The following is a 12,523-nucleotide window of genomic DNA, read 5'->3' as shown; positions in this document are numbered from 1 at the left end:
TTTGATATGGCTGAGTTATAGTAATCAAGATGAATAAAATAAGGATAATACATTGATTGTATTAACTTAATTAGCGACTTTGAATTTAGAAGACAGATAAGAGGCGGTATGGATACCCAACAAGTGATGCTGGAATACAACCAGTTTGAAAGGCAACAGTTTACGGCTCAGGGCGGGCAAAAAGTAGATACTCCTGAACTGGTTCGCTTTGTTTCCCCAGAGCAATATGGCAGCTACATCGCCTACTTCTCTCTAACTGCGGAAAACGCTCAGGCAGTGATTGATCGAGAGAAAGCGTTTTTCAGCCATCTTGGTAAGTGTTTCGAATGGAAAACATACGACACCGATAAGCCTGCGGACATACAGCAGCGTTTGCGAAACAGTGGTTTTGAACAAGCCGAACAAGAGTCTTTCATGGTGCTCGACTTAGCCACCGTTGCCGCCCAGCCAGTCGATGACACTTTGATTAGCCAAGTGGACGATGAACAGGGAATCCGCGATGCAATTCAGGTTCAGGAACAAGTATGGGGTGGCAACTTTGATTGGCAATATCGGCATTTGGTCAGTTTAAAGCAATCGACGCCGGATGAAATCTCCATTTATGTCGTTTATTTGCAGGGCCAACCCGTCACATCGGCATGGTTAACATTTAATGGTGAAAGCCCCTTTGCAGGTATCTGGGGAGGAAGCACCATAGAGTCAGAGCGTGGCAAAGGTTTTTACTCACTCTTGCTTAATAAGCGTATTGCTGAAGCGAAAGCACGCGGTAAAAAATACTTGATCATTGATGCTTCTGAGATGAGCAGACCGATCGTCGAAAAACACGGTTTTCAGTTTATTACTCACACAACGGGTTATGAGTTCAATGTTGAATAAGGAATCCCCATGGACGTGATTGAAGCTAATATAGGATTGGAGCAGGCGTTACTGGACTATGCGCTAGAGTGTTATGACTCTGGCATAGACATGTACCAGCGCGCGATTGATGACCCGAAGCAATATCTCAACAGCTTAGTGGCGCGTAAGAGTGCAACTTCAGCGGAACTGCCACATGGTTGGCTGCCTAGCACCACTTTCTATTGTGTTAACGAGGGGCAGATCTTAGGTGCAATTCGAGTGCGACGTGGCAGCAATGAATTTGTCGATAATGTTATTGGCCATATAGGCTATGAAACCCGACCTTCTGCTCGGGGTAAAGGTGTGGCGAAATGCTTATTGGCTTGGGTGGTTTCTCATGCAATTGAGACGCAGGCTATCGTAACGTGCAGTGTTAACAATCTTGCGTCAAGAAAGGTGATTGAAGCGTGCGGCGGTGAGTATTTAGGTGAGCATGAGGACGAGTCAGAAGGGCGTGTGCATCGCTATCGTTTTTATCCAAAATGAGACTAAATTAAAGTTGAAAAGAGGCGATCTTGGTCTCAGTTACGCGAGATTTTAGATGTTAGGGTAGTACACATAGTAACCAGTTTATTCGGCTGAAATCAGCATTTGGCTATCACAAACGGAAGAGGTAACTATGTTAGGTGAAGATCATTCATTACTCAGTGAGTTCCCAGAATTTAAGGAGACGATCCTTGCTCTAGCGAAAACAGACGATGCGTTTTTAACTGACATGAAAACGTACGACGGGCTAGATAAGGAGATACGAACGTTGGAGTTAAGAGACTCTCCAATCAGCGATGAAGAGATGCATCAAATGAAACATGAAAGGGCGATGCAAAAAGACAGTCTTCACCAGCGTATTCTAACAGCTCATCAGTAGCGAAATGATTGAAGAAAAAGAGCGATTCGTCGCTCTTTTTTGTTTTCTATAGTGAGGCAGAGTTTCAACTGAGAAAGAAATGCCTAGTGATCACATTTTACGGCTCGACTTTGAGAAACGAGTGCATTGCTATAGGTTTGCTGATAGCGTTAGTTGATTCTAACGCAGCGTGACGTGACGGAAGAAAAATGGAATTTTCACTGCAATTAGCCGCACTTTTATTGGTGTTTGTCTCTTTTGTTCACTCCTATCTCGGTGAGCGCTACATCCTAACTCGATTATTCAAACGAAATAATATTCCTCATCTATTCGGAAGCGATGACTTTACCAAACGAACGTTAAGGTTTGCTTGGCATTTGACGTCTGTCGCTTGGATAGGGTTTGCTGCGATACTTTGGGTTATCGCTCAGCCAGAGCTAAGCCGACACTCCCTATTGTTAGTGATTTCAGTGACCTTTGGTTTACATTTTGTGTTTGCGTTGATTGGCTCGCGAGGCAAGCATCTATCTTGGTTATTATTTGCGGCGGTCAGCCTATTCGTCTTTATTGGGGCTAGTTAATAAGAGTCAAATAGCCACCTTTTAAGTTTAATAACTCTGTGTTATTAAAAATATAATAAATGATAATTTCTAGTCGTTCTCTTTTCTATATACATTAATCCCAATTGAAACCATCTGGGGTTAGTTATGAAATTCCTTCACACCATGATTCGTGTCGTTGATTTAGACAAATCAATCGAGTTCTACACCAAAGTTCTGGGCATGCAAGAGCTGGAGCGCAGCATCAACGAAGAGTACCGCTACACACTCGTATTTGTTGGTTATGAGCACGGTGGGCCGACTATCGAGTTAACCTACAACTGGGATACCAATGAGTATCAACTGGGGAATGCATTTGGCCACATAGCTCTGGGTGTTGAAGATATTTATGCAGCCTGCGAGCAGATAAAAGTTGTGGGTGGCAACGTCACTCGCGAACCTGGTCCAGTGAAAGGCGGAACCACGGAAATTGCCTTCATTACTGATCCAGATGGTTATCAAATTGAGCTTATTCAAGTAAGCAAGTAATGGGGCAAAGAGTAATGAAAGACGCACTATTTCAACCTATTCAACTCGGTAAACTTGAACTTAAGAACCGCATTGTAATGCCGCCGATGACACGCTCTCGTGCGAGTCAGCCGGGTAATGTGGCGAACGATATAATGGCAACTTACTACGCGCAACGTGCTGGGGCTGGTTTGATTGTTGCTGAGGGAACGCAAATCTCTGCCATGGGTCAAGGTTACGCTTGGACTCCCGGCATCTATACCGCGGAACAAATTGCCGGCTGGAAAAAAGTGACTGATGCAGTGCATGCGAAAGGCGGTGTCATCTTCGCTCAGCTATGGCATGTTGGCCGTGTGACTCACCCAGACAATATTGGTGGTCAGCAGCCTATCTCTTCATCGGCATTGAAAGCAGAGAACGTTAAAGTATTTATCGACAACGGCACGGATGAGCCTGGCTTTGTTGATGTGGTAGAGCCTCGCGCGATGACCAAAGAAGACATCAAGAAAGTCATTGAAGAATATCGTTGGGCGGCGTTAAACGCGATTGAAGCGGGCTTTGATGGCATTGAACTCCATGCAGCGAATGGTTACTTGGTGAATCAGTTCATTGATTCGGAGGCTAACAATCGTACGGACGAGTATGGTGGCAGCGTCGAAAACCGGTTGCGTTTCTTAGCTGAAGTCGTGGAAGCGATGGCTGATGCGATCGGTTCTGACCGTGTGGGTGTTCGTCTTGCTCCATTTACTTCATTAAATGGTACGGTAGATAAAACGCCTGTTGAAACCTATACAGCTGCAGCTGCCTTGCTCAATAAGCTTAATGTGGTTTACCTGCATATTGCTGAAGTGGATTGGGATGATGCGCCTGATACACCTGCGGAGTTTAAAACCGCCGTTCGTGAAGCCTATCAAGGCATCATTATTTACGCGGGTCGTTATAACACCGAAAAAGCCGCTCAAGCCGTGAATGCCGGCCTCGCAGATATGGTAGGTTTTGGCCGTCCATTTATTGCGAACCCAGATCTACCCGTCCGAATCGCGAACGACTATCCGCTAGCGGAACACGATCCAGCGACGCTATTTGGCGGCGCAGAAAAAGGCCTGTTGGATTACCCAGAATATCAAGCAAGCTAATCCATTTGTCTTGCTTTCTCAAAGCACCTCGCAACCCCCAGCGAGGTGCTTTTTTGTTTTGTGTCAGCAGTATTATCACAATCAAGAACGCCAAATAAGAGTAATCTTGGCTCACCTCTTTAGCTAGCCAAGGCTTTACTCTATAATTGCCGCGCTTTTACTTGGGTTACCCCTTTACCGTGGAAAAATTATGATCTCAAAAAACCAACTTAAACTACTTCGTGCTCTTGGCCAAAAGAAGCAGCGTAAAGCGCATGGCCTGTTTTTGGTGCAAGGAGAAAAGAACGTATTAGAGTTGGCAAACAGCACGTTAAGCGTTAAGCAGGTGTTTGCAACGGCTGAGTTTTTGGCTGAGTACCGTGCTGAACTTGGTGGTTTTGAGTGTATTGAAGCATCGCTTGATGAGTTGACTAAGGCAAGTACTCTTGTAAGCAACAATGCGGCGATTGCGGTAGTAGAAATCCCAAGTGTAGAGATACCAAAAGCGCAAGGTTTGATGATTGCGCTTGATGGCGTGTCTGATCCGGGCAACCTTGGCACAATTATTCGTGTTGCTGATTGGTACGGTATTAAACACATTGTCGCAAGCACGGATTGCGCTGACCCATACAACCCAAAAACCATCAGTGCCACAATGGGCAGCTTTGGTCGAGTCACGGTCAGCCAGCTGGATCTTCCTCGCTACCTAGAGCAGTCAAACTTACCTGTTTATGGCGCTTTCCTCGAAGGCGAAAGTGTACACAAAACAGATTTTGCCGCAGAGGGTATTTTGCTTATGGGCAGCGAGTCGCACGGTATTCGCGAGCATGCGGCTAAGTTCGTTACCGACAAGATCACCATTCCGGCATTTGGCGGCGCTGAATCACTGAATGTGGCGATGGCAACAGGCATTATCTTAGATAACCTGCGTCGTCAGCATAACTAACAAGCTTTAAAGAACACAATGAAGCGCAGTGATGAGTAGTCACTGCGCTTTTTTGTTTTGAGCCGATTAATTCCTCATTGAGTTGGTCCAACAGCTGTTAGATTGCACCGTTCGATATACTGCAGCGAAGCCTCAACCAGTAAAAACCACGCGACCTATCTGTTATTCCTTATCCCACTTTGTCATTGATTCGCCCTCTCTCGTCATTCCATAGACTGACGAAGGAAGGAGTAGGGAATCTCATTAAGTTTTCAGCTCACTTTTAATCAGGCGCCACAGGCTTAGAATTTCCTAGCTTTTTACCACTAGTCTCTACAGTGCCGCCAGCAAAGGGCAAAGTAACTTTATCTGATGTCCTAATTAATGCTGCGGCAATCTGCTCTGCTGGATGCAGTAACTCTTTATTTGGGGAATCCTTTGGCTTAAATAACCCTTCAGTTAATGATTCAAGTAGTCGAGCGGGGATTTCTCCATCTTTCTTCTCATTCCATTCCAGTGACATCTCTACTGCAAGCTGCGCTCTGTTCAAATCGCGAATGAACAACTGGTTATCTAGTTCTTGCTGTGCAATACGGTCGGCCCAACTGTTGTACCAACGAATCAAATATACAATAGAGGAAACAAGCAGAGCGGAACTCGCTAAGATTCGGAAATATAAGAAATACGTTAATTGGTCACTAGGAGTTGGGGGTTCTTGGTTTGTGTTGGCAACGAGAGATATACTCCAAAATTCATATAAAGAAAGAACCAAGCCAAAAGCGCCTATTATCACTAAAGCCATAGCAAATTGAGATGCTTTCTTAGAATTACGATTAACATTCTCAGAGAAGTTGAAGCCCCTAGCTTTGATTTGGGCTTCATCAAGGGTTCGAGTTGTAGTTTTACGACGAGTCGATGTATTGTCAGCATCATCTATCTTCTGTTGTCTTTCATCGAGTTCTTTGTTTCTTCTCCTATACTGTTCATCAAGCTCGGCAACTTTCTTTGAAAACACTTCGTCTTGAGAATTAACCTTCTCTGCAAAATCTTCTGCTCGTTCGTCAAGGAACTTTTGTTTATCGCGCTCTAGTTCTTGAACATGTTTAACTTGCTTTTCGATAAGCTCCGCACTCATCCCCTCAAGTCTAGTTAAAACTTCATGATGGGCTGAAGCAATTTGAAGGCTACTCTCGTTTGTATTGTTAAATGTTGATTCAGCGCCCTGTAAGAGAAGGCTGTTAAGATGCCTAAAAACGTTAGATGCTATTTCTTCAACCCCTCCGTACTGGCTATTAGTCACCTCCAGCTGGTCAATGAAGTTATTTTTTGCGCGGATGTAGCGAATGAGAGAGCCTGAAAGGGAAGTACTCTCAATACTTATACTCGTGATAGACGAAGCTGCATTTTTGTTGTTGCGTAACTCTTCAAGAATGTTCTTGTGATGACTGGCCTCCCTGATATCAACTTGCAGTGTGAAGCCACCAAGTGACAAAGTACACAGGGCATTTTCACCAAGCTCAAACTTTTCAAAGTTCATCAACGTTTCATCAATGAAAATTTTAAGAAGTCTCTGATCACTCACTCTAGGGACTGATACACTACCCATTGTTGTTCCTACACTAAATTAAGATATGTATGTGACAGATTGTATAATTAATCCAATGAATAACAATGACTTGAATTAAAAACTGAGAATATTGTGTCTACTTCTGGTCAGGTCAAATATAAGCCGAAAAGCCAATGCCATTTTCATAAGTTAAAACAGTCACTTAAATTGCATAAGAAATGTTTACGACTTCAGCTTACTTTCCCTAATCTGATAGAAGTTCTTTAGAGAATATTGTTTTACACATTCCTGCTTAAACAAAAGTCCGCATTAGACTTTAAGAGCTCCCTAAGTCACTCGTTCCTCGCTCTTGAGGATGACGATACAAAAAAGGGCTGACGTATTCGCCAGCCCTTATAAATTTGTGATTTTGCTACTTCTCCAACATACCTAACTTGTCAGCTACACCGTTCCACTTCTCGGCTTCATCCATCGCAGGCTTGACTTCGGTTTGAACAGGCCAATGTTCTGCCAATTCAGCGTTTAGCTCGATATAGATTTTTTGATCAGCAGGCACTTCATCTTCTTGGAAAATCGCGTGAGCGTCACACTCGTCGACGCAGAGCCCACAATCAATACATTCGATTGGGTTGATGACCATAAAGTTTGGCCCCTCATGGAATGCATCGGCCGGACATACAGCGACACAGTCAGTGTATTTACATTGGATACAGTTATCAGTTACGACAAACGCCATGATGGGTCTCTTGTATTTAGTCAAAATTGCGGAATGGGGATAATACTCATCCCAAGCCAAAATTCAATATGTTTGAATTAGTATGACAGACAATTCAATTTCTCGTAAAATGCGCGCCATTGTGAGCTGACCGCCTCTCAAGCGGTTTTGGCTAAGACACCTATCGATACGAGACATCAACATGATACGTTTAACTGAAATCAAACTTCCTCTTGATCACGAGGAAGAGGCACTTACTGGCGCCATTACCAAGAAGCTTGGTATCTCTGAAGATCAAATCATCTCTTACAATGTCTTCCGTCGTGGCTACGATGCACGTAAGAAAGCCAACATTCTCCTTATTTATACGTTAGACGTGATTGTTGAAAATGAAGCGGCGTTACTCGAGCAGTTTGTGAGTGATCCTCATGTGAAAGAAACGCCGGACATGGAGTACAAGTTTGTTGCCAAAGCGCCAGAAAACCTGACCGAGCGACCAGTGGTGATTGGTTTTGGTCCTTGTGGTTTGTTTGCAGCGCTCATTCTAGCTCAAGCGGGCTTTAAACCTATCGTTGTAGAGCGCGGCAAAGAAGTGCGTGAGCGTACTAAAGATACCTTTGGCTTCTGGCGTAAGCGCACCCTAAACACGGAATCCAACGTTCAGTTTGGTGAAGGTGGTGCGGGTACGTTCTCTGACGGTAAATTGTACAGCCAAGTAAAAGATCCTAACTTCTACGGTCGTAAAGTGACGACTGAGTTTGTTAAAGCAGGTGCGCCAGAAGAGATTCTGTATGTGAGCAAGCCTCATATCGGTACTTTCAAACTGGTCACTATGATCGAGAAAATGCGTGCGAGCATCATCGAGCTAGGTGGTGAAATTCGCTTTAGCACTCGCGTTGATGACATCCATATGGATGGCGACCAAATTACCGGCTTGACACTCTCTAACGGTGAGGAGATCAAATCTCGCTACGTGGTACTGGCTGTTGGCCATAGTGCACGTGATACCTTTGAGATGCTGCATGACCGCGGCGTTTACATGGAAGCGAAACCGTTTTCTGTGGGTTTCCGTATCGAACATAGACAAGCCATGATCGATGAAGCGCGTTTCGGTCCAAATGCGGGCAACCCAATTTTAGGTGCAGCGGACTACAAGTTGGTTCATCACTGTAAGAATGGTCGTACCGTTTATAGTTTCTGTATGTGTCCAGGTGGTACGGTTGTTGCCGCAACGTCTGAAGAGAAGCGTGTTGTGACTAATGGCATGAGCCAATACTCACGCGCAGAGCGCAATGCGAATGCGGCGATTGTGGTAGGTATCGATCCAGAGCGTGATTATCCGGGCCATCCGCTTGCGGGCATCAAGCTTCAGCGTGAGCTTGAGTCTGGAGCGTATGTACTAGGCGGGGAAACTTACGACGCTCCAGCGCAAAAAGTGGGTGATTTCCTTAAAGGTCGCAATCCAAGCGAATTAGGTGATGTGCAACCATCATTTACACCGGGTATCCATTTAACGGACATTTCAAAGGCATTGCCAGCATTTGCAGTAGAAGCGATCCGTGAAGCGATTCCTGCGTTTGACCGCAAGATCAAGGGGTTTGCTAGTGAAGATGCGTTATTAACTGGCGTTGAAACACGCACATCATCCCCTGTGTGCATCAAGCGTGGTAAAGATTTCCAGAGTGTTAACTTGAAAGGCTTCTACCCAGCGGGTGAGGGGGCAGGTTACGCAGGCGGTATTTTGTCGGCAGGCATTGACGGCATTAAGGTTGCTGAAGCGCTGTCGAAAGCGATGGTTGAAGACGCAGCTAACGCTTAACTCTTAAACTCAATGAACATCAAAGCCCCTGCTTAGCAATAAGTAGGGGCATTTTGTTTGGCAGCGGGTTGGTGTTAGTAGAAGCCACCATTTTTGAAGTGAGCGAACATTAGAATAGCGGCGATAACCAGTTCGAGTACAAGTGGAGGAACAACGGCTTTGTCGAAGCCATCGAGAACCAACCCCACCACACGGCCTATAGCGACGGCGACCATAACTACAGCAACGAAAAAATAGCCTTCGGTGTCACCGCTCATCAAGCCTTGCGCTAGCATAAATACGCTGGCTAAGAATAATCCACCCATCACTGAGCGTATGGTATTCATTCCGGCATTGCCAACAGGCTGAAGCGAGAAATTCGCCAGCATCTTTTGTGGTGCAAACATCGACATTAATCCAAGTGTGCTCAACATGAAAGTCGCAAGTCCAACGAGAATTTGTAGCGTCATATCCATGGTTATTTCCTTTATGTTATGCGTGATTAGTAAAGAACTGTTGAATAGCATGGCGCGCGTTGTCTTGCGCAGCTGTATCGCCTAATGCTGGCTCGATGGTTAATTGGTCGACGACTGGGCCTGTCGGAGAGCCCATCCGGCTGGCGTAGAAATGACCACTTTCAAAGCGGGGATCAAACAAGCCATCTAAGTAGCGTTTGGCCCCTTTGTCGACACTGTGCATCATGCCCATCATCGGCATCACCAACCCACCAACGTATTTGAAGAACACTTTCTTTAACAAGGGTAAGTCGTCCATACCATTAGTACCTGTGGTGCCACCAGGGCTCATGGTGATGAACTTCAGGTGAGGGTGCTGCCTGGCCATCGAACTCATCCATAATGCGCCAGTCAATTTGATGGTGCCGTATATCTCTAGTGGATCTGCCTTACTGCCAAACAAGTCGCCATTTGCTATCGAAGTAAACTCTTGTACCGATGAGCTTTTGAGTTGCGGTTTTGGCACGCCCATTTTAGGTACACCGCGTGCGGTTTCTGAACCTGCATACAAAACGGTCGAAGTTATGAGTTGGCGTTTGATCAGCTCTTCAACTAACAGGGCATGACCAAATACGTTAGAGGCGAAAATGGTGGTGACGCCGTCTTGCGTAAGTTGATTGGGGGTGCGGCCGCCGGTTCCGCCAGCGTTTAAGATGACCGCGTCAATCGGCGCTTTGAGTGTGGCGACAGTCTGTTGGACGGATGCAGAGTTTGAAACATCCACAATGACGATTTCAAAAATGTCTCGCCCTGTGGCATCGACCAGTTGTTTTCTCGCCTGCTGAGCCTTCTGCAGGTTACGACAACCCAAATAGACTTTTTCGATATTGGATTGCTGAGCGAGTTGGCGAGCGGCTTCAAAGCCAAGACCGGCATTCGCTCCTGTGATGAGTACGGTGGTAATTTTGCTCATGGTGGTTCCTTGTTTTTGCTGTGATTGCTGACTGATGATTACGGTAACATGGTTGAAAAATGCTATGTAGATAGGTAAAAATGGACAGGGTGTTTCAAAATTGAACCAAGGAGGGGAAATGGCAAATCAGCAGCAATACGCATTTAACTGGGACGACTTAAAAGTATTTCTCGCCATTGCTCGTCAGGGAACGCTGCGCGGGGGGGCAGAGAGTATCCACCTCAATCATACGACTTTGACACGACGTTTATCGGTTATGGAATAACGTGTTGGTAGCCGCTTGTTTGATCGTTCCAAGCAAGGCTTAGCACTGACTCAAATTGGCGAAGAGTTGCTGCCTTATGCCGAGAAAGTTGAACAAGAGATGATTGCTGCTTCTCGTATGATCATGGGTCGAGATTCGGATCCTGTTGGTACGATTTATGTCTCGATGCCCCATGGGATGGCAATGACATCATTGATGGATGATTTGGCTCTTTTCTCAGAGCGCTACCCGGAGATTACCCTTAACCTTCAATTTGGCAACGATATTGCCAACCTCAACCGACGTGAGGCTGATGTTTCAATTCGTGTGGCTAATGAAGTTTACGACGATGCCGTTGGTCGCCGCTTAGTACAAATGTCTCAAGCGGCGTACTGTACGCGTGAGTATGCTCAACGAATACAAGACAACCAAGGTGAGGGACTGCATTTCATCGGTTGGCATGAGCCTGAAGGGGACCTCACGGCTAAATGGCTGAAGGAGAGTTATTACCCCAAAGCGACGCTTAAACATCGGGTATCCGAGTTGGTGCCATTGATTACCTTGGCGGCATCGGGTCTGGGAATGGCGTATTTGGCGTGTAATCTTGGTGATAGAAATCCGGATCTGGTTCGTGCTCCTTTCCAAAAGCCATTACCGTATCGCAGTATTTGGTTGCTGCTTCATCGAGATCTGCGTACTACTGCGAGAATTCGCTGTTTTGTCGACTTTCTCGCCCAGCGTGTTCAGCAACGTGAAAGTGAGTTCTGGGTAACAGGAACGACGAAAAAATCACCTCAATAATCGAGTTTTGGATCGAGTCAGGCAAGCTGATAAGCTAGGCGAAATCGCGTTATTACCATCAAGAATAAATGACAATGACCTTCTTACAACATGCGCTATTGGGGTTTGCTTTAGTGACTACTTGCTCTGCTGCCCATAGCAGTGAAACGTCTGAGCAAGCGCAAGTCGCTCTGGAGCTGCAACAGATGCTAGATGCTGCCAGGCAATATCAAGCGGATACGGGCAAAGCACTGCCAATCACTTCGGATACCGACCTTGCTTACGGTTACCTAGCAATCGACCACCTTATCGAAAACCCCGGTGTAAAAGGGTGGAATGGCCCTTACCTTCCATATAACAACGATTGGTTTGGTTTTGAGCAGTACGTGGCGCATCCTGAATACATCGCCGCGCAACTGCTTGCTAAACAAGACACGCAATGGAGCAAAGGCAGTACGCCAGAAGGATGCAATGCAAGCTCCCAGAAATGTAAGGTTGCATCGTGCATTTGGAGCGTTCCGGAACACGTCGCCAAGGGCATTAACCAGCAATTTGATGGAGTATGGAATGACAGTGATGTCGATTCTGAGGGCCTTGTGCGTTTTGAAGGCGGCTTAGTTTGGATCGTGTGTATGACAGGGCAAGATTACTAGTACTGAGTCATTTTCTGCCATGTCCCTTTACGCAGAGATTGATGTAAATGAACAAGTTAGGCACCTTAACCGGTGCCTTTTTTATTCAAACGTCCAAGAAAACCCGGTGCTGTAGCTGCCATCTGGGCTAGATTGGAAATACGTTTCTACGTTACCACTATCGTATTCGGTCACATAGCAATGAGTGCTGCTGTGCCCGCTGGTTAACCCATTGCCGCTAAAAGGACGACTTGTGGCCCCCGGACAATCATCACCGGTGAACGCCTGTTGACGCGTTATGCTGTTTTTCTGATGCAATGCACTCATAGAGTCCATTAAAGATTTGTTCGCTTCGATACCGTGCAAAAATAGATCGTCTGCCGCAACGGAGCACGAGAACAGAATAAAAAGAGCGCTGATAGATGACTTTTGGAGAAGCATAATGACCTCTGTCTAACTGATGGTTTGGGTTGGTTTGATTGGTAAGGTAAATGCAAACCAGTGCCAAATC

16 protein-coding genes are annotated in these 12,523 nt (G+C 45.8%); 11 read left to right on the top strand and 5 right to left on the bottom strand.

The window, feature by feature from the left end:
• Positions 1-108 precede the first annotated feature (108 nt).
• The 7 genes from RH45_RS03430 (at position 109) to RH45_RS03400 (ending at position 4,869) form a co-directional block, all read left to right on the top strand.
• Complete coding sequence (locus RH45_RS03430; protein ID WP_008073913.1) at positions 109-876, top strand: GNAT family N-acetyltransferase; 768 nt, start codon at positions 109-111, stop codon at positions 874-876.
• 9 nt (positions 877-885) lie between these two features.
• The gene (locus RH45_RS03425; protein WP_008073911.1) at positions 886-1,383 is read left to right on the top strand and encodes a GNAT family N-acetyltransferase; all 498 of its coding nucleotides are present in this window, start codon (positions 886-888) and stop codon (positions 1,381-1,383) included.
• Positions 1,384-1,516: 133 nt separating this feature from the next.
• On the top strand, positions 1,517-1,762 hold the full coding sequence (locus tag RH45_RS03420) for a YdcH family protein (RefSeq protein ID WP_008073909.1): 246 nt from the start codon (positions 1,517-1,519) through the stop codon (positions 1,760-1,762).
• A 188-nt stretch (positions 1,763-1,950) separates the two neighbouring features.
• Positions 1,951-2,322, top strand: coding sequence for a hypothetical protein (locus RH45_RS03415; RefSeq protein ID WP_008073906.1), 372 nt, complete (start codon positions 1,951-1,953; stop codon positions 2,320-2,322).
• A 126-nt stretch (positions 2,323-2,448) separates the two neighbouring features.
• The gene (gene gloA, locus RH45_RS03410; protein WP_008073903.1) at positions 2,449-2,829 is read left to right on the top strand and encodes a lactoylglutathione lyase; all 381 of its coding nucleotides are present in this window, start codon (positions 2,449-2,451) and stop codon (positions 2,827-2,829) included.
• 14 nt (positions 2,830-2,843) lie between these two features.
• Positions 2,844-3,944 carry an alkene reductase gene (locus RH45_RS03405; RefSeq protein WP_008073901.1) on the top strand — a complete coding sequence of 367 codons (1,101 nt, stop codon included), beginning with the start codon at positions 2,844-2,846 and terminating at the stop codon, positions 3,942-3,944.
• Between the two features lie 190 nt (positions 3,945-4,134).
• Positions 4,135-4,869: an RNA methyltransferase gene (locus RH45_RS03400; protein WP_008073899.1), complete on the top strand. Its 735-nt coding sequence runs from the start codon at positions 4,135-4,137 to the stop codon at positions 4,867-4,869.
• Positions 4,870-5,131: 262 nt separating this feature from the next.
• Here the strand turns inward: RH45_RS03400 and RH45_RS03395 are convergent, their stop codons facing one another.
• Together RH45_RS03395 and fdxA are read right to left on the bottom strand one after the other, a co-directional pair.
• Positions 5,132-6,454, bottom strand: a complete 1,323-nt coding sequence (locus tag RH45_RS03395; RefSeq protein WP_008073897.1) for a hypothetical protein — start codon at positions 6,452-6,454, stop codon at positions 5,132-5,134.
• A gap of 373 nt (positions 6,455-6,827) precedes the next feature.
• Complete coding sequence (fdxA, locus tag RH45_RS03390; RefSeq protein ID WP_008073895.1) at positions 6,828-7,151, bottom strand: ferredoxin FdxA; 324 nt, start codon at positions 7,149-7,151, stop codon at positions 6,828-6,830.
• Between the two features lie 181 nt (positions 7,152-7,332).
• On the opposite strand from fdxA, the gene RH45_RS03385 reads away from it, so the two are divergent.
• On the top strand, positions 7,333-8,949 hold the full coding sequence (locus RH45_RS03385) for an NAD(P)/FAD-dependent oxidoreductase (protein ID WP_008073893.1): 1,617 nt from the start codon (positions 7,333-7,335) through the stop codon (positions 8,947-8,949).
• A 74-nt stretch (positions 8,950-9,023) separates the two neighbouring features.
• Here the strand turns inward: RH45_RS03385 and RH45_RS03380 are convergent, their stop codons facing one another.
• Together RH45_RS03380 and RH45_RS03375 are read right to left on the bottom strand one after the other, a co-directional pair.
• Entirely contained in the window at positions 9,024-9,404 is a 381-nt protein-coding gene (locus RH45_RS03380; RefSeq protein ID WP_008073891.1) for a DUF4345 family protein, read from the bottom strand.
• A gap of 16 nt (positions 9,405-9,420) precedes the next feature.
• On the bottom strand, positions 9,421-10,356 hold the full coding sequence (locus RH45_RS03375) for an SDR family NAD(P)-dependent oxidoreductase (RefSeq protein WP_008073889.1): 936 nt from the start codon (positions 10,354-10,356) through the stop codon (positions 9,421-9,423).
• A gap of 118 nt (positions 10,357-10,474) precedes the next feature.
• On the opposite strand from RH45_RS03375, the gene RH45_RS23710 reads away from it, so the two are divergent.
• The 3 genes from RH45_RS23710 (at position 10,475) to RH45_RS03365 (ending at position 12,033) form a co-directional block, all read left to right on the top strand.
• Positions 10,475-10,621: a LysR family transcriptional regulator gene (locus RH45_RS23710; RefSeq protein ID WP_008073887.1), complete on the top strand. Its 147-nt coding sequence runs from the start codon at positions 10,475-10,477 to the stop codon at positions 10,619-10,621.
• 15 nt (positions 10,622-10,636) lie between these two features.
• Complete coding sequence (locus RH45_RS03370; protein ID WP_008073885.1) at positions 10,637-11,401, top strand: LysR family transcriptional regulator; 765 nt, start codon at positions 10,637-10,639, stop codon at positions 11,399-11,401.
• Positions 11,402-11,475: 74 nt separating this feature from the next.
• Positions 11,476-12,033, top strand: a complete 558-nt coding sequence (locus RH45_RS03365) for a hypothetical protein (RefSeq protein WP_008073884.1) — start codon at positions 11,476-11,478, stop codon at positions 12,031-12,033.
• Between the two features lie 81 nt (positions 12,034-12,114).
• Here RH45_RS03365 and RH45_RS03360 read toward each other — a convergent pair whose 3' ends face one another.
• Positions 12,115-12,453, bottom strand: coding sequence for a hypothetical protein (locus tag RH45_RS03360; protein WP_008073882.1), 339 nt, complete (start codon positions 12,451-12,453; stop codon positions 12,115-12,117).
• Between the last annotated feature and the right edge of the window lie 70 nt (positions 12,454-12,523).

This window comes from Vibrio sinaloensis DSM 21326, assembly GCF_000189275.1.
GTDB classification, from domain to species: Bacteria; Pseudomonadota; Gammaproteobacteria; order Enterobacterales; family Vibrionaceae; genus Vibrio; species Vibrio sinaloensis.
This window is presented reverse-complemented; position numbering and strand designations above follow the sequence as displayed.